This window comes from Qingshengfaniella alkalisoli, from assembly GCF_007855645.1.
Classification (GTDB): Bacteria; Pseudomonadota; Alphaproteobacteria; order Rhodobacterales; family Rhodobacteraceae; genus Qingshengfaniella; species Qingshengfaniella alkalisoli.
In genome coordinates this window covers 2027105-2046791 of record NZ_CP042261.1, presented here as the reverse complement: position 1 = coordinate 2046791, position 19687 = coordinate 2027105, and the positions used below count along the sequence as shown (strand labels likewise).

Below are 19687 nucleotides of genomic sequence, written 5' to 3'. Positions count from 1 at the left end.
GACTATGCGATGCGCGCAGATGGCTCTCAAGCGCCAATCGCGGCAGGATAGCGAAGCGCCGCAAACCGAACCAGAGTTTCACCATTGGGCAAGGGAACGACCTCGCAGTTCAGTCTCCTGCCGTCCGCCATCTCGATGTCGCTTTCCCAATCATGCCGGTCGCGCAGGTCCAGCACGAACTCTCGCAGGTCACCCCAGATCGGCGTGGGATTGCATCGTGACTGCCACAGCCGCGTGGCATTGATGATCCCCTGATCGGTCAGGTCGGTTTCCGGATCGCTTTGCCAAAGTTTGGTATATGCCTTGTTCGACAGCACGATTGCACCGCTGCGCGAGAACACGACCAACGCATCGTCGCTGCGGTCCAGTACTGCCTGTCCTGTATCCAGTGCTGCCCGGAAGCTTCGGGTCATGTAAATCTCGCTGGAGATGTCTTCGAACAGAAACGCTACGGCCCCATCGGGATGTGGGCGGCCCGTGACGCGCAGGATCTGGCCGTGCGGAAGGTGCCACGCCTCTTCGTATCCGGGACCGTCGGCCGCGCTTTCAAGCTGGGCGATCTTTTCACGCCACGCTCGGTAATCCTTGGGTTCCGGTATCCGCTGCCGTTCACGCAGCGCATCCAGAAATGCGTGCAGGCTCGGGCGTCCACTGAGTAGTGGCGGGGGCAGGCCGCACAGGTCGATCAGCGCGGGATTGAACATGGCCAAGCGGCGTTTCCTGTCGAAAATCGCCAGTCCGATGGTCAGTTGCGCGAAGGTTTTGGTCAGTGTCTGAATGAATTCACGCAGCGAGCTTTCGGCCTTGACCAGATCGTCGATCGGAGTTGCGAAATAGAGCGTCTCGCCATTCCGCGCGATGGCCATCGCGTCGAACCAGACCGGCGTGTCGCCGCCGGGGACATCCAGCGCGATGCGTGTCTTGCCCGTCTCCGGCAAGATGCCCGTGATGGTGGGTTTGGATTTCTCGAAGATGTGCGGCGGCGGCCAGCCGGACAATCGTTGCGCATCATGCATGCGTTCAGCCAGCCGCATATAGGCAGTGTTGGCCCAACGGACCTGCCCGTCATGGTCCAAAATCCAGACGACACAGGGTAAGCTTTCCGAAATGCTGCGAAGGATCGCGAGTTCGGAATTGATTGCCGCCAGTGCTGGTTCGGCTTCCTCATCCTCGGTGAGCGAGGGGCTTGATGGCGTGGTTAATTCGATGCGTGTGATCGTGCCGTTGCGGCTGATATCCATCTGCGTGCCTGACAGCGTGGGCCCGCCAGAAGCATTCAGCCTTGCGACCCCGGCGCTTCGGTTCAAGGCATCCTCCATCCCCCTGAAGCTTTGGGCGAAAACGTGGCAAAACCGTTCCAGATCGCTGGTGTTGGGGGGCTGATCTGGTAACAGGGCGCGGGCTTGGGGGGTGGCATCGGCCAGAACGGGTCCGTCGAACAGGAACACGATCTCCTTCGACCTCGCACCCAGAAACAGCGGTGACGACATCACCTCCGCCTTGCCCTTGCGGGTCAGCACAACAAGCACCAGGGCCGTTGCCGCCACGCTGACCAAGCCAATTTGTATCAGTTCTGGCAAGCTGGACATTCCGACCACAATTGAGAGAGTTGACGCTTGTCTCCCGACGCTTGGCCAGAATTGTTAACACGCGGTAAACGCGCTGATTTGGTCTGCCCGACTACGTATTTATCGGCTGATTTTCTCCCAGCGGATCGTCTTTCGACCCTGGTTCCGGCACCAGTCGGTGTCTTGGCCAAACCACTGTCACGATCGCGCCATGGGATTCGGGCGTGTCGGTGCTGTTGCGAAATGACAGCCGCGCGCCGCTGCGTTCCAGCAATGTCTTGGCAATGAACAGACCCAGCCCCATGCCTTCATAGCCGGGGCGTTGCGATTGCTCGCCATCGGATTTGCGGCGCCGCAGCAGGGGATCGCCGAGGCGCCCGATCAGATGCGGCGGAAACCCGTTGCCATCGTCCGATATTCGCACGGTCACGGTGTCCGTGTTCCAATGGGCTTCTACCCGCACGATGCCGCGGGCGAAATCCACCGCGTTCTGCACAAGGTTTCGTATGCCGTGAATGATTTCAGGCTGGCGCGGCATGGTGGGCTGCCGACTGTCCGCGCCTTCATCGGGCGAAATGTCGAACTGGATCGACACGCCGCGCGTGAGGTGCGGTTCGGCGGCTTCGTATATCACGGTTTCTAGTGGTGCACTGCGCACGAAACGGTCTTCTTTCCCGACACGGCCCATGGATTGCAGGATGTCGCGGCAGCGGTCGGCCTGATCGCGGATCAACCGGGCATCCTCGGCCTGTTCGGGGTCTTCCAGTTCACTGGCCAGTTCCGTGCTGACCAGCTTTATCGTGGCAAGTGGTGTGCCGAGCTCATGCGCAGCTGCCGCCACCACACCGCCCAGATCCGTCAGCTTCTGTTCACGCACCAGCGCAAGCTGTGTCGCCAGCAGCGCATCTGACATGCCATGGATCTCGATGCTGACCCTGCGTGCATAGATAGCCAGAAACGCCAGCCCGATGATGATCGCGACCCAGAAGCCCAGCAGCAGCGTGGGCGGCATCGTCATGTCCAGCCCGTCGGAGCTGACCAGCGGGCGATAGACAAGCCCGACGAAGGTGGCCACCGCGAAGGCTGCCACGCCCAGTGAAACCGTTGATCGCAGATGCAGCGCCGACGCGGAAATCGCCACGGGCACCAGGATCAGCAGCGCAAACGGGTTGTTCAGACCTCCGGTGAGATACAGCAACAGCCCAAGCTGCAGCACATCGAACATCAGCATCAGGGCCGATGCGCGTTCCGAAAGCCGATATGCGCGCGGGAAGGCGAATTGCGCAATGACATTGGCCAGTGCGGCCGCTGCGATGGCCCCAAGACAGATCGCCAGATCGAGCTGCAGGTGAAAAATGCCTTCTGCGACCAACACTGCGGCCAATTGTCCCGCGACGGCCACCCAGCGCAGCAAAACCAGCGTCCGCAGGGGTATCCAGTGGCTTCGCGCACCCGGCGTTAAAGGGTCGAGCGTCGGATCATGCATTTGTGTTGCCTGCCCTTGTGGTCTTCACATTCCATCGCTGATACAGGATTGGCCGCATTCTGAACATGCGGCGAATTTTGCAAAGGGGACGAGAATGTCACGGCTTTATGCGGGGATCGCGATTGCTGCGGTTGTGGCGGTTGTTGGCGGAACGGCAGCCTATGTCATGCTGAAGGGCGATCAGGTTGCCCAGTGTGGCGGCGCGCAGGTCGCCGGCGGCGACATTGGCGGACCTTTCGAACTGGTCAACAGCGCGGGCCAGACCGTGACTGACGAGGATGTCATCACCGAACCGGCGCTCGTCTATTTCGGCTACACCTTCTGTCCGGACGTCTGCCCGCTCGACAGCGCCCGCAACGCCGAAGCCGTCGTACTTCTGGAAGACAGCGGCATCGACGTCAAACCGGTCTTCATCACCGTAGACCCGCAGCGCGATACGCCGGAAGTCGTGGGTGATTTCGCGGCCAACTTCTCCGACAAGATGGTTGGCCTGACGGGAAGTCCCGAACAGGTGAAAGCTGCCAGCCAGGCTTACAAGACCTACTACAAAGTCCCGGCGTCCAGCGCGGATGATGAATATTACCTCGTCGATCATTCGACCTTTACCTATCTGGTCCTGCCAGATGAAGGTGTGGTCGATTTCTTCCGTCGCGACGAAGGCCCCGAAATCATTGCCGAGCGCACGGCCTGTCATCTGGGCGCGTAAAATCGCCACATGGCCGGAAAATTGACCTCAACTGCTCCAATGACTAAATAAACGCCGATCTGAACAGGCTAAGGACGCGAAATGGCGGACGCAATGCAAGTGACCTCAGCGGACAAGACAGTTTTGCTCGTCGATGATGACGAACCGTTTCTGCGCCGTCTGGCCCGAGCCATGGAAAAGCGCGGCTTCGAGGTTGAAACCGCCGACTCCGTTGCCGCTGGCCGCGCGATCGCCACGGCGCGCCCGCCCGCTTATGCGGTGGTCGACCTGCGTTTGGGTGATGGCAACGGCCTGGATGTGGTCGAGGTGCTGCGCGAACGCCGCCCGGACAGCCGTATTGTCGTCCTGACGGGCTACGGTGCGATTGCCACGGCTGTAGCTGCCGTGAAAATCGGTGCGACGGATTACCTGTCGAAGCCCGCAGACGCAGATGACATCACCCGTGCCCTGCTGACGCCCGAAGGCGAACTGCCGGAGCCACCCGATAACCCTATGTCCGCAGACCGTGTGCGTTGGGAACATATTCAGCGCGTTTACGAACTGTGTGATCGCAACGTGTCTGAAACGGCGCGTCGTCTGAACATGCACCGGCGGACGCTGCAGCGGATACTGGCCAAGCGCAGCCCGCGCTAGGCGCTAGCACTCTTTTAGCAAGGCGTCGTGGCGGGTGGTGAAATCCTCGCGCGTCTCAAGCGGTGGACGTAGCAGCACATCCAGCCCGTCAATATGTTCCGGCTTGGGCCGTCCGAAGAAGCGCGTCGATTCCGTCTCTGAGAACCCGGCGATGCGCGTGGCTTCCAGCCAGGCCGAGATCCGGTCCGCCCGCTTGATTCCCTGCTTGATGGTTTTGGGTAGCGTCGCGGGCAGGCCGAAGCGCAAATGGATCGCCGCGGCAAGCCGCGTGTCCAGCTCCGTGTAGCTCGGCCCGATTGCGGACTTCACGGGCGAAATCATGTCCCCGATCACATATTCCGGCGCATCATGCAGCAGTGCAGCCAACCGCCACTTTGCCGGCGCATCGGGATAGAGCCGCCCATAGAGCGTTTCCACCAGAAGCGAATGTTCCGCCACAGAATAGGCGAAATCGCCGTTGGTCTGCCCGTTCCACCGCGCGACGAAGGCAAGGCCATGTGCGATGTCTTCGATCTCGATATCCATCGGCGTCGGGTCCAGCAGGTCCAACCTGCGGCCAGAGAGCATTCTTTGCCAGGCGCGGGGCTGTTTCGCGGGCATACGTTCCTCATTTGTTCGTGATCTGGTAGCCCGCATCACCTGCAATTGTAAAGCGCCCTGTTGGCAATCCTTATCTTGCATCACCATATATAAAGTAGAACGTCGATCACCTTTTGGCATGCTGCGCGGCGTTCATGACAGGTGGCCTGCCTTGTATTCAAGGAAAGGACACTCGTCATGTTCAAACGTCTTATTGCAGGTGCTCTGATCTTCGGAATGGCCGCGCTCGCGCCGCCTGCGGCTCATGCGCAAATGCGATGTGCCGAACGTGGGAAGCTGATCACGTTCTTGTTGGAAAAGTTCAGCGAGAACCTGTCGGGTGGCGGGCTGCAGACTTCCAACGTGATTATAGAGTTGTGGGTTTCGTCCGAGACCGGCACCTTTACCATCCTTGCGACCACTGCTGGCGGCTTGTCCTGTGTGATCGCCTCGGGCAGTCATTGGCACATGGATGACACGCCTGCGGCGAAGACGGGGCCGCTGATGTAGATGCAAGTTTCAGCGCGTTGCCGGATTGAAACGCTGGTGCTATGCGAGGTGCGACTTTTGCACAGGAGCACCAGCATGGCCGAGGATTACATCGTCAAGGACATTTCACTTGCGGATTTCGGGCGCAAGGAACTGGACATCGCGGAAACGGAGATGCCGGGGCTGATGGCTCTGCGTGCCGAATACGGCGATAGTAAGCCGCTTAAGGGCGCGCGGATCGCGGGCAGCCTGCACATGACCATCCAGACGGCGGTCCTGATCGAAACACTGACGGCGCTGGGGGCCGAGGTGCGTTGGGCGTCGTGCAACATATTCTCCACGCAGGATCACGCGGCGGCGGCGATTGCCGCGTCGGGCGTGCCGGTCTTCGCGATCAAGGGCGAGACGCTGGAAGAGTACTGGGATTACGCCGACCGCATCTTCGACTTCGATGACGGCGCGAACATGATCCTTGATGACGGCGGCGATGCGACGCTCTACATCCTGCTGGGCGCACGTGTCGAAGAAGGTGAAACCGACCTCATCGCCGCCCCCCATTCCGAGGAAGAGGAAGCCCTGTTTGCCCAGATCCGCAAGCGGATGAACAAATCACCGGGCTGGTTCGCCAAGCAGCGTGACCTCATTCAGGGTGTGACCGAAGAAACCACCACGGGCGTTCATCGTCTCTATGAGTTGCAAAAGGACGGCCGTCTGCCCTTCCCCGCAATCAATGTCAATGACAGCGTCACAAAGTCGAAATTCGACAACAAGTATGGCTGCCGTGAAAGCCTTGTGGACGGTATCCGCCGAGCCACGGACGTGATGCTGGCAGGCAAGGTTGCGGTCGTTTGCGGTTATGGCGATGTTGGCAAAGGCTCCGCGGCGTCGCTGTCGGGCGCGGGCGCGCGCGTCAAGGTCACCGAGGTCGATCCGATTTGCGCATTGCAGGCGGCGATGGACGGGTACGAGGTCGTCACCCTGGAAGATGTGGCCCCGACCGCCGACATCTTCATCACCACCACCGGCAACAAGGATGTCATCCGCATCGAGCATATGCGCGAGATGAAGGACATGGCGATCGTCGGCAATATCGGCCATTTCGACAATGAAATTCAGGTGGCGAACCTGAAAAACCACAAATGGACCAACATCAAGGACCAGGTGGACATGATCGAGATGCCCTCGGGCAACCGCATCATCCTGCTGTCCGAAGGCCGCCTGCTGAACCTCGGCAATGCCACCGGCCACCCGTCTTTCGTGATGTCCGCGTCGTTTACCAACCAGACCCTGGCGCAGATCGAACTGTGGACCAGGGGCAACGATTACGGCAACGAAGTCTATGTCCTGCCCAAGCACCTTGATGAAAAGGTCGCCCGCCTGCATCTGGATCGCATCGGCGTGAAATTGTCCAGGTTGTCGAAAGAACAGGCGGATTATATCGGTGTCACACCCGAAGGGCCGTTCAAGCCGGAACACTACCGGTATTGAGGATGGAGCGGGCGAGGAGAGTCGAACTCCCGACATTCAGCTTGGGAAGCTGACGTTCTACCACTGAACTACGCCCGCGCTGCCGACCTAGATACTGACTTGCACGGGGCTTCGCAAGGCCTCGTGTTATCCCGCCCACCCCTGTATCCGCAGCAATCCTACCCCGCGTAGCTTTGCATATGCTGCATGGCGGCATTGTTGGCTTGTCGATTGTGCAATCGCAGCATTGGCCTATCTTAAGGGCATAGAGACAAGGGCATGACGCCCGAGTCGTCCAACCCGATGAGGTATGAAATGGCTTATGCTAATGATATCCGCGTTCAGGAAAACGGCTTCCTCGGCGCGATCCGTGGTTTTTTCGCCCGCGTTGCCGAAGTTCGTGAGCGTCAGGCACGTTATTTTGTTACGCTGCATGAACTTGAGCAGCTGAGCGACCGTGAACTCGCCGATCTGGGTATTTCCCGTTTCGACATTCGCAACATCGCGAAAGAAGCCGCCGCCAAGTAATCTGGCGCGGCTTCGCAGCCCACCCGGCTTGGGGATTTCCAAGTGACAAATCGCGCCCATTCGGGCGCGATTGTCTTTTTCAGGGTTACTTCAAGCGGCGATTGCGCATCGCCAGCAGCCGTAGACGCAGCGCATTCAACTTGATGAAACCGGCCGCATCCTTCTGGTCATAGGCACCCGCGTCGTCCTCGAACGTAACGTGCTCTTCCGAATACAGGGACTGATCGGACCAGCGGCCTACCGTGGTGGCTGACCCCTTATAGAGCTTCAACCGTACCGTGCCGGACACATGTTCCTGGCTTTTGTCGATGGCAGCTTGCAGCATCTCGCGTTCGGGCGAGAACCAGAAGCCGTTATAGATCAGTTCCGCATAGCGGGGCATCAGGCTATCTTTCAGATGGCCCGCTCCCGCATCCAGCGTGATCTGCTCGATTCCGCGATGCGCCTCCAGAAGAACCGTGCCGCCCGGCGTCTCGTAAATGCCGCGCGATTTCATGCCCACGAAACGGTTCTCGACGAAATCCAGGCGACCGATGCCGTGCTTGCCGCCCAACTCGTTCAGCTTGGTCAGGATCGTCGCGGGGCTCATCGCCTCGCCATTGATCGCGACCGCGTCGCCCTTCTCGAAGGCAATCTCGATGAACTCCGGCTCGTTTGGCGCATCTTCGGGGTTTACCGTGCGCTGGTAAACATAGTCCGGTGCAATCTCTGCCGGGTCTTCCAGCACCTTGCCCTCGGACGAGGTGTGCAGAAGGTTGGCATCGACGCTGAACGGCGCCTCGCCGCGCTTGTCCTTGGCGATCGGGATCTGATGCGCTTCGGCGAACTCGATCAGGGCCGTGCGGCTCGACAGGTCCCACTCTCGCCACGGCGCGATGACCCGGAGGTCGGGGTCCAGCGCAGCAGCCGACAGCTCGTAGCGGACCTGATCGTTGCCCTTACCGGTCGAGCCGTGGGCGATCGCGTCGGCGCCGGTCTCGTGCGCGATCTCGACGCAGCGCTTGGAGATCAGCGGCCGCGCGATGGAGGTGCCCAGCAGGTACAGCCCCTCGTAGACGGCGTTCGCACGGAACATCGGGAAGACGAAATCGCGGACGAATTCCTCGCGTACATCCTCGATGAAGATGTTTTCCGGCTTGATGCCCAGAAGCTCTGCCTTCTTGCGGGCCGGTTCCAGTTCTTCACCCTGTCCCAGATCGGCGGTAAAGGTAACGACTTCACAGCCATATTCGGTTTGCAGCCATTTCAGGATGATCGAGGTATCTAGCCCGCCGGAATAAGCGAGCACAACTTTCTTGGGCGCGGACATTAAGGACTCCGATGCTTGAATTCCGAGATGGTTTATCGTGTGGCCATGTCGGGGGCAAGGATATGCACAGCCCGGCATGCAGAAAGGGGAGCCGAAGCTCCCCCTTTGTGTCAGGCGGTGGCTGCTTCTTCCTCGATACCCAGCGGATGCGGGATGTGTTTCAGCATCTCTTTCGGGCAGACCTGCAGGAAGTTGGATTTCTCCGTCTCCCAGTGTTGCAGGAGATCTGCCGCGCGACGGCTGTTCGTCTCCGTCACATGCCGCTCGATCAGACCCTTCAACTGGTCTTCCCAGTGATCCACAGTCACCGGGCAGGTCACCAGCGTTTCACGGTTCATCAAATCCAGCGCCTTGCCTTCCGGATCATACAGATACGCCATGCCGCCCGTCATACCCGCGCCGAAATTCGCGCCGATGGACCCGAGGATCACCGCGACGCCGCCGGTCATGTATTCGCAACCGTTGGACCCGCAGCCCTCGATCACAACCGTTGCGCCGGAGTTGCGTACGGCGAAGCGTTCGCCCGCACGGCCCGCCGCGAACAGGTAGCCATCCGTCGCACCATACAGCACCGTGTTGCCGATGATCGTGTTGTCGGCCGCCACCAGCGGGCTGACCTGCGGCGGACGTACGACAATCGTGCCGCCCGACAGGCCCTTGCCGACATAGTCGTTGGCATCGCCCGACACTTCCAGCTTCAGCCCCGGTGCAGCAAACGCGCCCAGTGACTGCCCTGCCGAACCGGTCAGCTTCACCGTCAGGTGATCCGGCTGCAACTGGTTGCGCATGCCGAAGCGCTTGACGATATGGCTCGACGTGCGCGTCCCGATGGTCCGAAGCGTGTTTTGCACTGCATAGGACAGCTGCATCTTCTCGCCATCTTCCAGGAACCGCGCCGCGTCCTTGACGATTTCGGCGTCCAGCGTGTCGGGCACCGCGTTGCGCTCCTTGTTGCGGTCGTAAACGGTGTTCTGCGCACCATCGACGGTGATCAGCAGCGGGTTGAGATCCAGATCGTCCAGATGCGCGGCCCCACGGCTGACCTGGCTCAGCAAATCGGCGCGCCCGATGACTTCATCGAGGCTGCGCGCGCCCATCGACGCCAGGATTTCCCGCACTTCCTGTGCGTAGAAGGTGATCAGGTTCACTACCTTGTCAGCATTGCCGGTGAACTTCTCGCGTAGTGCGGGGTCTTGCGTGCAGACGCCGACGGGGCAGGTGTTCGACTGGCACTGACGCACCATGATACAGCCCATCGCGATCAGCGCCGCGGTGCCGATGCCGTATTCTTCGGCTCCCATCAGCGCGGCGATGACAATGTCACGCCCCGTCCGCAGGCCGCCATCGGTGCGCAGCGTGATCCGGTCGCGCAAATTGTTCATCGACAGAACCTGATGCGCCTCGGTCAGGCCCATCTCCCATGGCAGCCCCGCATACTTGATGGACGTGGCCGGAGACGCACCCGTGCCGCCATTGTGCCCCGAAATCAGGATTACATCCGCCTTTGCCTTGGCCACACCGGCGGCAATCGTGCCAACACCTGAAGACGCCACCAGCTTCACCGTCACCTTGCAGCGCGGATTGATCTGCTTGAGGTCGTAGATCAGCTGCGCAAGGTCTTCGATACTGTAGATATCGTGGTGCGGCGGCGGGGAAATCAGCGTGACGCCCTTGGTCGAGTGGCGCAGCCGCGCGATCAGGTCGGTGACCTTCATGCCCGGAAGCTGGCCGCCCTCGCCGGGTTTGGCACCCTGCGCGACCTTGATTTCCAGTTCCTCGCACTGGTTGAGGTATTCCGCCGTCACACCGAAGCGGCCCGACGCCACCTGCTTGATCTTCGCCGACGGGTTGTCGCCGTTCGCCTCGGGCACGAAATGCGCCGGATCCTCGCCGCCCTCGCCGCTGTCGGACTTGGCGCCGATGCGGTTCATCGCGACGTTCAGCGTCTTGTGCGCCTCGGGGCTAAGCGCCCCCAGCGACATGCCCGGCGTCACGAACCGCTTGCGGATCGAGGTGATGCTTTCCACCTCCTCCAGCGGGATCGCCTTGCCCACCGGCTTGATGTCCAGCAGGTCGCGCAGATGGATGGGCGGGTTGCTCCGCATCTTGGCGCTGTATTGTTTCCACAGCTCGAAACTCGCACGATTGCACGCCGCCTGCATCATGTGCATCGACTGCGCTTCCCAGGCATGTGTTTCACCCGAACGGCGCGCCTTGTAGAAACCGCCGATGGGCAGAACATCCGAACCGCCCAGCCAGCCCAGCTTGTGCACCGCTTCCAGCTTCTTCTGGATGCCCGATACACCGATGCCGGAAATGCGGCTGTGCATGCCGGGGAAATAGGCCGCGCACATCGCTCGCGACAGGCCCACCGCCTCGAAGTTCAGGCCACCGCGATAGGACGAGATCACCGAAATCCCCATCTTCGCCATGATCTTCAGCAGGCCCTGGTCGATGGCGTTGCGATACTGCGCCACGGCTTCGGTCAGCGAACAATCCAGCAAGCCGCGTTTGATGCGGTCAGCCAGGCTGTCTTCGGCCAGATAGGGGTTCACCACGGTCGCACCGGACGCGATCAGCACCGCGAAGTAATGCGGGTCGATACATTCTGCCGACCGCACGTTGAGCGAACAGAAGGTCCGCAACCCCTTGTCCGTCAGCCAGCTATGCACGGCGCTCGTCGCAAGGATCATCGGCATCGGCACCTTGTCCTCGTCCTGCAACTGGTCCGTCAGGATGATATGACCCGCGCCGGACCGAACGGCCTCTTCGGCCTCGTCCCGGATGCGCGCCAGACCTTCGCGCAGCGCCTCAGACCCCTGATCACGCGGGAAGGTGCAGTCGATCTCGACATAGGGCGCATTGAAATGCGATTTCAGCGCCTCGAACTGCGCATTGCCGACAAAGGGGCTGTCCAGCACGACGATTTCCGTCTGGCTGCTGTCTTCGTCCAGCACGTTCTTGAGGTTGCCGAACCGTGTCTTCAGGCTCATCACGCGGAATTCGCGCAGGCTGTCGATCGGCGGGTTCGTCACCTGGCTGAAGTTCTGGCGGAAGAAATGGCTCAGCGGGCGATACTTCTCGGACAGCACCGCCGATGGCGTGTCATCCCCCATGGAGGCAATCGCCTCTTTCCCGTCTTCTGCCATCGGCGCAAGGATCTGTTCCAGTTCTTCAATGGTGAAACCGGCGGCGATCTGGCGCTTGCGCAGCTCCGACCCCTCGAACAACGGCGCCTCGCTCACCGTGGCCAGCTCATCGTCCAGCTCGTTGATCTTGCCGACCCAGTCGCCAAAGGGTTGCGCAGCCGCCAAGCGATCCTTGATCTCGACGTCATGATACAGACCGCCTTCCTGCATATCCACGGCGATCATCTGCCCCGGACCAAGCGCACCTTTCTCGGTCACGCCGGATTCCTCGACCGGAACCATGCCCGCCTCGGACCCTGCGATCAGCAGATTGTCACCGGTCACGACATAACGCATCGGGCGCAGGCCGTTGCGGTCCAGCCCCGCGCAGACCCAGCGACCATCGGTCATTGCCAGCGCGGCCGGGCCGTCCCATGGCTCCATCACGGAGTTGCAATAGGAATACATGTCGCGCCACGCTTCGGGCAGCTCGATTGCCTGTTTGGACCAGCTTTCTGGAACAAGCATCGTCTTGGCCATCGGCGCGGACCGGCCCGCGCGGACCAACACCTCGAACACCGCATCCAGCGCAGCCGAATCCGACGACCCGTTGGGGATGATGGGCTTGATGTCATCCGCCAGATCGCCGAACGTGCCCGACGCCATGCGGATTTCGTGCGATTTCATCCAGTTGACGTTGCCCTTCAGCGTGTTGATCTCGCCGTTATGGGCCAACATGCGGAAAGGCTGCGCCAGCCACCATTGCGGGAAGGTGTTGGTCGAATAGCGCTGGTGGTAAATCGCGAAGGACGATTCAAACCGATCATCCTGCAGGTCGGGATAGAATTCGGCCACCTGTTCAGCCAGCATCATGCCCTTGTAGATGATCGACCGGCAGGACAGCGAACAGATGTAAAGCGAACCCACCTGCGCGGCAGCGGCAGCCTTCTCGATCCGGCGACGGATCACGTAAAGTTCGCGCTCGAACGTTTCTTCGTCCACGCCCTTGGAATTCTTGATCAGGATTTGTTCGATCTCGGGCCGCGTCGCATTGGCCTTTTCGCCAAGGCAGGAAATATCGACCGGCACGTGACGCCAGCCATAGATGTAATAGCCCATCCGCAGCACTTCGGCTTCCACGATGGTGCGGCAGGTTTCCTGCGCGCCGAAATCCGTGCGCGGCAGGAACACCTGACCGACAGCAATCTTCTTGCCGGTATCGGGCTCGTGCCCCGTGCGGCGGATCTGGTCATAGAAGAACGGCTCGGGGATCTGCACATGGATGCCCGCGCCATCGCCCGTCTTGCCATCCGCATCCACGGCGCCGCGGTGCCAGATCGCTTTCAGCGCGGTGATACCAGCCTCGACGACCTTGCGGCTCTTGGTGCCGTCGATGGACACGACAAGCCCGACGCCACAGGACGAATGTTCGTCATCCTCGCGATACAGACCATGCTCGGCCATATAGGCACGCTTGGCTTCTTCGCTGGCCACCCAGTTCTGGTCGAATTTGGTCATGTTCAGTGATCTCCCGTCTCGGATTGTCCGGCAGCGGCGAATACCTCGGCCTCGGTCAATCTCGGTCTGTCTCCCGCAAAGGCGTAGCCTTCGGGCTTTCTGTCGATGAAAATTTCTTTGCTCAGGTCCATACCGGCAAGATCGTCCAGCGCGCCTGCCGATACATGCGTTTCGCCCGATCCGATGGTCAGCCGATAGAACAGGCTGGTGCCGCACTTCTTGCAGAAACCGCGTTCGGCCCAGTCGGAAGAGGTAAAGATGCCGATATTCTCTTCGCCTTCGAAGTCGACCGAGTCCGACTCGATCGCCAACATCGGACCGGCCGCCCAACGGCGGCACATCTCGCAATGGCACACGTCGAATGAATCATGCGCGCCCTTTGCGGTGAAACTGACTGCCCCGCACAGGCAACGTCCCGTTCTGTTCGTCATCGTTTCACATCCTCCGGCGGAGTCGCATCCGCATCGAATTTCAGAATATCCGTCAGCCAACCTGACCTATTAACTGCTTGTTAACTTATCCTTGCAGTTCCATCGGTGCACAGCCGGTGTACGCGTGGTGTACCGCCTGTGACCTTGACCGCTTACTCCGCCGCGACCGCCGTGACCGCGGTGTTGAAGCGATCCAGAATGGCCTGCGCCGCTTCGCGACCGTCACGGATCGCCCAGACAACCAGCGACGCTCCACGCACGATATCGCCCACAGCATACACGCCATCGAGATTCGTTTCATGCGTACGGAAATCGGTTTTCACCGTGCCCCAGCGCGTCACTTCCAGTTCCGGCTGGTCCCACAGCGCGGGCAGGTCTTCGGGTTCAAACCCCAGCGCTTTAACGACCAGGTCCGCGTCCTCGGCGTAATCCGCACCTTCGATCAGCTCGGGCGTCTGACGACCCGTCGCGTCGGGCTGGCCCAGACGCATCTTGCTGATCAGCACGCTTTCCACCGTGTCGCCGGCGAAGCCCTTCGGCGCGGTCAGCCAGACGAATTCGACGCCTTCTTCCTCGGCGTTCTGCACTTCGCGCTGCGAACCCGGCATGTTGGCACGGTCGCGGCGATACAGGCATTTCACCGATTTGGCGCCTTGGCGAACAGCGGTACGGACGCAGTCCATCGCCGTGTCACCGCCACCGATGACGACGACGCGCTTGCCTTCGGCGTTCAGCTCGCCGGAATCATATTCCGGCACCGTGTCACCGAAGCTGACCTTGTTCGACGCGGTCAGATAATCGATCGCCCGCACGATGCCCTTGGCGCCGCTGCCCGGCCCTTGCAGGTCGCGCGTCTTGTAAACGCCCGTCGCGATCAGCACGACATCATGCTTCGCGCGGATGTCTTCGAAAGTGATGTCCTCACCGACATTGCAATTCAGCTCGAACTTGACGCCGCCCTTTTCCAGTTGCTGGTTGCGGCGCATGACGATGTCTTTTTCCAGCTTGAAGCCCGGAATGCCATAGATCATCAGCCCGCCGGAGCGGTCATAGCGATCGTATACGGTGACCTGCACGCCTTGGCGACGCAGCATATCCGCCGCCGCCAGACCACCCGGACCGGCCCCGATGATCGCAACGCTTTCTTCGCGCTCGACCTTCGGCGCTATGGGCTGCACCCAGCCTTTTTCGAACGCCGTATCGGTGATGTACTTCTCGACCGCGCCGATCGTCACAGTGCCATGGCCGGACTGTTCAATCACGCAGTTGCCTTCACACAGGCGGTCCTGTGGGCAGATGCGACCGCAGATTTCCGGGAAGGTATTGGTTGCCTGGCTGAGTTGGTAGGCTTCTTCCAAGCGCCCTTCCGCCGTCAAGCGCAGCCAGTCGGGAATGTTGTTGTGCAGCGGACAATGCGACTGACAATAAGGCACACCGCATTGCGAGCAGCGACCGGCCTGTTCGGCAGCCTTCTGTTCAGCATATTCGGCGTAAATCTCGTTGAAGTCCTGATTGCGCTGATCCGCCGCCCGCTTCTCGGGCATGTCGCGCTCAACCGTCACAAACTGGAGCATTCGCTGTTTAGCCATGGCTCATCTCCAAAATCCAATTCCCGCGCTTGATACCGCGCCTCGCTTGAAAAGAAAAGTAAGCAATACTGACGTATATGCAGAATTCTTCGGACACAGCCAGACAAAAACTCTCGGAGTATCCATTTTTTATGTCAATATATGTGACCTTAAATTCAGAATACAAAACAACGGCAATACGTTACTAGAAGCCAAACAAAGAAGGCAAAAACAGGCATGACGCTTCTCCATCTTCTGATCGTCGCGATCATTCAGGGTATTACAGAGTTCCTTCCCATATCTTCTTCGGGCCACCTGATTCTCTTGCCGAATCTTTCGGGCATGGAAGATCAGGGGCTGGTCATCGACGTCGCTGTCCATGTCGGCACGCTCTTCGCTGTGGTCCTGTACTTCTGGTCGGACGTCAAAACCGGCCTTGCCGGACTTCCCCGCGCCCTGACGGGCCGGACCGACACCTCCGGCTCCAAGCTGGCCATGTGCCTGATCATCGCCACGATCCCCGTCGTCATCATCGGCCTGGTCATCGAAGTTACCGGCTTGAACGACCTGATGCGCTCGACGGCACTGATCGGATGGACGATGCTGATCTTCGGGATCGTGCTTTATTGGGCGGACCAGACCGGGACCGAAGAAAAGCCTGCGGAAAACTGGACCTTCCGCGACGCAGCGATCATGGGGCTGTGGCAGGCGGTCGCGCTGATCCCAGGCACCTCGCGGTCGGGCATCACCATCACCGGCGCAAGAAAGCTTGGCTACAAGCGCGAAGACGCAGCAAAGCTTGCGATGCTCATGTCCATTCCGACGATCCTGATGGCGGGCGGCCTTCTTGGCATCGAAGTGGTCGCCGAAGCGAACACAGCGGCAGCCAGAGACGGGCTGATCGCGGCGATTTTCGCCTTCCTGTCAGCCTTGCTCGCCCTTAAGATCATGATGCGCTTGCTGCAATCTGTCAGCTTCACGCCCTATGTGATCTACCGTGTGATCTTCGGGCTGTTCCTGCTGTGGTACGCCTACAGCTAGCCCTCAGACCCGCATATTGCGGGCAGATTCTGTGATTTCGTCATACTGACCGCCGGGCCGGAACCGCCACAGATAATCGTCGAGAACCGCCTCGGTAGGTGTCGGGCTGATGCCGAGATCGGCCAGGCCTTTCGCACCCTCCGACACGACGTTATCCGCGTGAAGGTTGCGCACCTGGTCGCGCGTCAGCACCTTGTTCTCGAAAAATCCGAGGCTCAGCGTCTGAAGCAGATCGAACCCCCAGCCCATAAAGCCGGCAACGGCGAAGGGCATGCCAACCACCAGGCGACGGCGGCGGATCACGCCAAGCATTCCGATCATCCACTCGCGGAAGCTACGGACATCCGGCCCGCCAAGTTCGTAAACTCCCGGCTCGGCCTGTCCCAGCAGCGCCTTTTCAGCTGCTTCTGCGACATTATCGACATAGACTGGCTGGAACTTCGTATCCGCGCCGACAATAGGAAGAACCGGCCCGAACCGCGCCATGGAGCCGAACCGGTTGAAAAAGCTGTCACCGGGCCCGAACACGATGGACGGGCGCAGGATGACAGCGCCGGGCATATGCCGCAGCACCGCTGCTTCGCCCTCTGCCTTGGTCCGGGCATATTCACTTTGGCTGTCGGGATTGGCGCCTATGGCAGAAATCTGCACCAGCGTTTCGATACCCGCCTCCTTGGCCAGTCGGGCGATGCGCTCCGCACCTCCGGATTGCACATCTTCGAAATTGTTCTTCTTGTACTCGTTGAGGATCCCGACGCAGTTCACCACGGCATCGGCCCCTTTCATCGCCAGCGCGGCGGACTGGTCGTCGCGGATATTGCAAAAGATCGGCTCGACCTGACCAACGACGCCGTAGGGTTTGACGAACAGCGCCTCGTTCGGGTGCCGGACCGCAACCCGCACGCGCCAACCCTGCTTGGCCATGCGACGCACAATATGGCGTCCGATGAAGCCCGAACCGCCATAGATCGTGACAAGTTTCGACATTGCTCGTCTCCGCTAGTTTCGGCTCTGCAATACAAGCCACCGAGCGCGCGAACAAGGCTGATCGCGTTTCGGAGAATAATCTTCACGTCATGTGTTGACACTCCCCGAGTCGACGTCTAAATGCCGCTTCCACGACACCTGCCCAGGTGGCGGAATTGGTAGACGCGCTAGCTTCAGGTGCTAGTGTCCGTATGGACGTGGAGGTTCGAGTCCTCTCCTGGGCACCATCGTTTCCCGAAATGCTTGCGGTATGCGTAAAGGGTATTCCTAAGGAATACCAATACATCGTTTTGCAGGTGATGTTTCAGGCCGTTTTGCCGCGTTCGATCCGCAGGAACTCTTTGATCCGCTTGGTGGTTGCGGACTTGCCGGCATTGCGGAAAATCGCTTGGCGTTCCGGAAAGCTGTGTTCGCGGCGCGCGATGCGCAGATAGGCGCGCACGCGCTCACCCGATCTCAATGGTGGGGTGTCGATGATATGGCGTGGCATGGCATCCTCCTTTCCACATAGGTGGAACTGGACGCTAGCACATCTGGTTCCAAAATTCAGCCATTTAGGCGCGTGACGGCCCAGCGGGCCGCATCGGCAACCGTTTCGTCCGGGTCTGAAGTCAGTGACTGTGCGATCGGGCGAAGGCTGGGCTCGCCGGAATTTCCTATGGCATACAGGACATTACGCACGAAGCGATCACGCCCGATCCGCTTGATGGGTGAGCCGGAGAATCTTGCCCGAAACTCCGTATCATCCAACGTCGCCAATTCGGCCAACTTCGGTGAAGTCAGGTCCTCGCGGGCAGCATACTTCACCTCACGCGACTCGGCGGCGAACTTGTTCCAGGGGCAAACACCAAGACAGTCGTCGCAGCCGTAGATCCGGTTGCCGAGCTTTTCGCGCAGGTCCAGATCCACCGGGCCTTTGTGTTCGATCGTCAGGTAGGAAATGCAGCGGCGCGCGTCCAATTGGAACGGCGCCGGGAACGCATCTGTCGGACACACATCCAGGCAGGCACGACATGATCCGCAGTTTTCGCGCGCAGGTTCGTCCACGGGTAGTTCGACCGTCGTGAAGATCGACCCGAGGAAGAACCAGCTTCCCAGATCGCGGCCCAGAAGGTTCGTGTGCTTGCCCTGCCAGCCCAGCCCGGCTGCGGCGGCTAGCGGCTTTTCCATCACCGGTGCGGTATCGACGAAGACCTTGATCTGTTCGTTATCGACCTGTTCCAGCAGCCATCGACCCAGCCGTTTCAGCCGCTTCTTCACCACGTCATGGTAATCGCGGTTCTGCGCATAGACGCTGATTGCTGCGCGGTCGGGGTGGCTCAGCACCTCCAAGGGGTCATGTTCGGGTGTATAGGGTTCGGCCAGCATGATGACCGATCGAGCCTCGGGCCACAGCTCGGACGGGTCGCCGCGCCAGTTCATCCGCTCAGACATCCACTGCATCTGCCCGTGACGCCCCTTGGCGACGAAGTCACGCAGGCGCTCGGCTATCTCGGGCACGGCATCGGGACGGCACACGCCCATCTTGGCGAAGCCTTCTTCCAACGCGCGTGCGTGCAGCCGTTCCTTGAGGTCTAGAAGTCCAGATCGCTGTAATGGGGCGGCGGCGGGAAGCCCGACACCTGATCCGCCAGCAGATTCCGGAAGGCGGGCCGCGATTTTATTTTTGCGTACCAATCCTTCACCACCGCGCTTCTGTTCCAATCTACATCGGACGTATAGTCCAAACAGGACAGATGTGCAGCCGCCGTGAAATCCGCAAGGGTCATCACGTCACCCGCCAGCCAGCGGCGGTGATCCAGAAGGTTTGCCATGTAGTCGAGGTGGAATTTGATCTTCTGCACGCCTTCCTTGACGTTGCGACTGTCAGGATAGCCCTGTCCGACTAGCTTCTTGATGACCCGTTCCGTCAGGATCTTGGTTGTCACTTCGCGATAAAACGTATCGTCGAACCACCCCACCAGCCGGCGCACCTCATAACGTTCGCGCGGGTCGCGCGGCAGCAGCGACGGCGTGGGATACACCTCGTCCAGATATTCACAGATCGCGGTGCTTTCGGACATGGTGATCCCGTCAATCTGTAGGACGGGGACTTTCCCTGCCGGGTTACGACGCAGGAATTCGGCCGATTTTTCCCAGTACTTCTCTTCCTGCAAATCCACATCGATGCGCTTTTCCGACAGCGTCAGCCGGACTTTACGGCAAAAGGGCGACAACGGGGAATGAAAGAGACGGATCATGCTCGGCCT

17 protein-coding genes and 2 tRNA genes are annotated in these 19687 nt (G+C 60.2%); 7 read left to right on the top strand and 12 right to left on the bottom strand.

All coding sequences use genetic code 11. The features are described from left to right. Nucleotides 1-26 precede the first annotated feature (26 nt). Entirely contained in the window at nt 27-1580 is a 1554-nt protein-coding gene (locus tag FPZ52_RS10290; RefSeq protein ID WP_168201306.1) for a PAS-domain containing protein, read from the bottom strand. Nucleotides 1581-1680: 100 nt separating this feature from the next. Then, nucleotides 1681-3054 (bottom strand): sensor histidine kinase RegB, encoded by a 1374-nt coding sequence (gene regB / locus FPZ52_RS10285; RefSeq protein WP_146365341.1) that lies wholly within the window; start codon nt 3052-3054, stop codon nt 1681-1683. 94 nt (nt 3055-3148) lie between these two features. Between regB and FPZ52_RS10280 the strand changes: the two genes are divergently transcribed. Both FPZ52_RS10280 and FPZ52_RS10275 read left to right on the top strand, forming a co-directional pair. Then, nucleotides 3149-3760 carry an SCO family protein gene (locus tag FPZ52_RS10280; protein ID WP_146365340.1) on the top strand — a complete coding sequence of 204 codons (612 nt, stop codon included), beginning with the start codon at nt 3149-3151 and terminating at the stop codon, nt 3758-3760. Nucleotides 3761-3841: 81 nt separating this feature from the next. Continuing rightward, nucleotides 3842-4393 carry an ActR/PrrA/RegA family redox response regulator transcription factor gene (locus FPZ52_RS10275; protein WP_146365339.1) on the top strand — a complete coding sequence of 184 codons (552 nt, stop codon included), beginning with the start codon at nt 3842-3844 and terminating at the stop codon, nt 4391-4393. A 3-nt stretch (nt 4394-4396) separates the two neighbouring features. On the opposite strand, the gene FPZ52_RS10270 is transcribed toward FPZ52_RS10275, so the two are convergent. Next, nucleotides 4397-4993, bottom strand: a complete 597-nt coding sequence (locus FPZ52_RS10270; RefSeq protein WP_146365338.1) for an HD domain-containing protein — start codon at nt 4991-4993, stop codon at nt 4397-4399. A 177-nt stretch (nt 4994-5170) separates the two neighbouring features. Here FPZ52_RS10270 and FPZ52_RS10265 point away from each other — a divergent pair, with 177 nt between their 5' ends. Next, nucleotides 5171-5482 (top strand): hypothetical protein, encoded by a 312-nt coding sequence (locus FPZ52_RS10265; protein ID WP_146365337.1) that lies wholly within the window; start codon nt 5171-5173, stop codon nt 5480-5482. Between the two features lie 75 nt (nt 5483-5557). Further along, nucleotides 5558-6949 (top strand): adenosylhomocysteinase, encoded by a 1392-nt coding sequence (gene ahcY / locus FPZ52_RS10260; RefSeq protein ID WP_146365336.1) that lies wholly within the window; start codon nt 5558-5560, stop codon nt 6947-6949. A 3-nt stretch (nt 6950-6952) separates the two neighbouring features. On the opposite strand, the gene FPZ52_RS10255 is transcribed toward ahcY, so the two are convergent. Next, a tRNA-Gly gene (locus tag FPZ52_RS10255) sits at nt 6953-7027 on the bottom strand. A gap of 216 nt (nt 7028-7243) precedes the next feature. On the opposite strand from FPZ52_RS10255, the gene FPZ52_RS10250 reads away from it, so the two are divergent. Further along, nucleotides 7244-7456 (top strand): DUF1127 domain-containing protein, encoded by a 213-nt coding sequence (locus FPZ52_RS10250; RefSeq protein WP_146365335.1) that lies wholly within the window; start codon nt 7244-7246, stop codon nt 7454-7456. 85 nt (nt 7457-7541) lie between these two features. Here FPZ52_RS10250 and FPZ52_RS10245 read toward each other — a convergent pair whose 3' ends face one another. From FPZ52_RS10245 to FPZ52_RS10230, 4 genes are all read right to left on the bottom strand, one after another. Then, a complete protein-coding gene (locus FPZ52_RS10245; RefSeq protein ID WP_146365334.1) occupies nt 7542-8765 on the bottom strand; it encodes an argininosuccinate synthase in 1224 nt (407 codons plus the stop codon). 110 nt (nt 8766-8875) lie between these two features. Next, nucleotides 8876-13411 (bottom strand): glutamate synthase large subunit, encoded by a 4536-nt coding sequence (gene gltB / locus FPZ52_RS10240; protein WP_146365333.1) that lies wholly within the window; start codon nt 13409-13411, stop codon nt 8876-8878. Nucleotides 13412-13413: 2 nt separating this feature from the next. Then, on the bottom strand, nt 13414-13842 hold the full coding sequence (locus FPZ52_RS10235) for a GFA family protein (protein ID WP_146365332.1): 429 nt from the start codon (nt 13840-13842) through the stop codon (nt 13414-13416). A 152-nt stretch (nt 13843-13994) separates the two neighbouring features. Then, nucleotides 13995-15431 (bottom strand): NAD(P)-dependent oxidoreductase, encoded by a 1437-nt coding sequence (locus tag FPZ52_RS10230; protein ID WP_146365331.1) that lies wholly within the window; start codon nt 15429-15431, stop codon nt 13995-13997. A 216-nt stretch (nt 15432-15647) separates the two neighbouring features. Between FPZ52_RS10230 and FPZ52_RS10225 the strand changes: the two genes are divergently transcribed. Further along, nucleotides 15648-16451, top strand: coding sequence for an undecaprenyl-diphosphate phosphatase (locus tag FPZ52_RS10225; RefSeq protein ID WP_146365330.1), 804 nt, complete (start codon nt 15648-15650; stop codon nt 16449-16451). 3 nt (nt 16452-16454) lie between these two features. Here the strand turns inward: FPZ52_RS10225 and FPZ52_RS10220 are convergent, their stop codons facing one another. Then, a complete protein-coding gene (locus tag FPZ52_RS10220; protein ID WP_146365329.1) occupies nt 16455-17438 on the bottom strand; it encodes a complex I NDUFA9 subunit family protein in 984 nt (327 codons plus the stop codon). Nucleotides 17439-17578: 140 nt separating this feature from the next. On the opposite strand from FPZ52_RS10220, the gene FPZ52_RS10215 reads away from it, so the two are divergent. Next, a tRNA-Leu gene (locus FPZ52_RS10215) sits at nt 17579-17665 on the top strand. A gap of 77 nt (nt 17666-17742) precedes the next feature. Here the strand turns inward: FPZ52_RS10215 and FPZ52_RS10210 are convergent. From FPZ52_RS10210 to fzlA, 3 genes are read right to left on the bottom strand one after another with little or no spacing between them, the layout of a single operon-like run. Continuing rightward, entirely contained in the window at nt 17743-17928 is a 186-nt protein-coding gene (locus tag FPZ52_RS10210; RefSeq protein ID WP_146365328.1) for a hypothetical protein, read from the bottom strand. Nucleotides 17929-17984: 56 nt separating this feature from the next. Then, complete coding sequence (gene queG, locus FPZ52_RS10205) at nt 17985-18998, bottom strand: tRNA epoxyqueuosine(34) reductase QueG (RefSeq protein WP_276617453.1); 1014 nt, start codon at nt 18996-18998, stop codon at nt 17985-17987. 14 nt (nt 18999-19012) lie between these two features. Further along, entirely contained in the window at nt 19013-19678 is a 666-nt protein-coding gene (fzlA, locus tag FPZ52_RS10200; protein WP_146365327.1) for an FtsZ-binding protein FzlA, read from the bottom strand. Nucleotides 19679-19687: the final 9 nt, after the last annotated feature.

Coding starts and splice junctions, on each gene's coding strand:
- regB (WP_146365341.1), bottom strand. CDS start 3,054: ATGCATGATCCGACGCTCGACCCTTTAACGCCGGGTGCGCGAAGCCAC.
- FPZ52_RS10250 (WP_146365335.1), top strand. CDS start 7,244: ATGGCTTATGCTAATGATATCCGCGTTCAGGAAAACGGCTTCCTCGGC.
- fzlA (WP_146365327.1), bottom strand. CDS start 19,678: ATGATCCGTCTCTTTCATTCCCCGTTGTCGCCCTTTTGCCGTAAAGTC.
- FPZ52_RS10245 (WP_146365334.1), bottom strand. CDS start 8,765: ATGTCCGCGCCCAAGAAAGTTGTGCTCGCTTATTCCGGCGGGCTAGAT.
- FPZ52_RS10210 (WP_146365328.1), bottom strand. CDS start 17,928: ATGCCACGCCATATCATCGACACCCCACCATTGAGATCGGGTGAGCGC.
- FPZ52_RS10235 (WP_146365332.1), bottom strand. CDS start 13,842: ATGACGAACAGAACGGGACGTTGCCTGTGCGGGGCAGTCAGTTTCACC.
- FPZ52_RS10270 (WP_146365338.1), bottom strand. CDS start 4,993: ATGCCCGCGAAACAGCCCCGCGCCTGGCAAAGAATGCTCTCTGGCCGC.
- FPZ52_RS10265 (WP_146365337.1), top strand. CDS start 5,171: ATGTTCAAACGTCTTATTGCAGGTGCTCTGATCTTCGGAATGGCCGCG.
- gltB (WP_146365333.1), bottom strand. CDS start 13,411: ATGACCAAATTCGACCAGAACTGGGTGGCCAGCGAAGAAGCCAAGCGT.
- FPZ52_RS10225 (WP_146365330.1), top strand. CDS start 15,648: ATGACGCTTCTCCATCTTCTGATCGTCGCGATCATTCAGGGTATTACA.
- FPZ52_RS10220 (WP_146365329.1), bottom strand. CDS start 17,438: ATGTCGAAACTTGTCACGATCTATGGCGGTTCGGGCTTCATCGGACGC.
- FPZ52_RS10230 (WP_146365331.1), bottom strand. CDS start 15,431: ATGGCTAAACAGCGAATGCTCCAGTTTGTGACGGTTGAGCGCGACATG.
- FPZ52_RS10275 (WP_146365339.1), top strand. CDS start 3,842: ATGGCGGACGCAATGCAAGTGACCTCAGCGGACAAGACAGTTTTGCTC.
- ahcY (WP_146365336.1), top strand. CDS start 5,558: ATGGCCGAGGATTACATCGTCAAGGACATTTCACTTGCGGATTTCGGG.
- FPZ52_RS10280 (WP_146365340.1), top strand. CDS start 3,149: ATGTCACGGCTTTATGCGGGGATCGCGATTGCTGCGGTTGTGGCGGTT.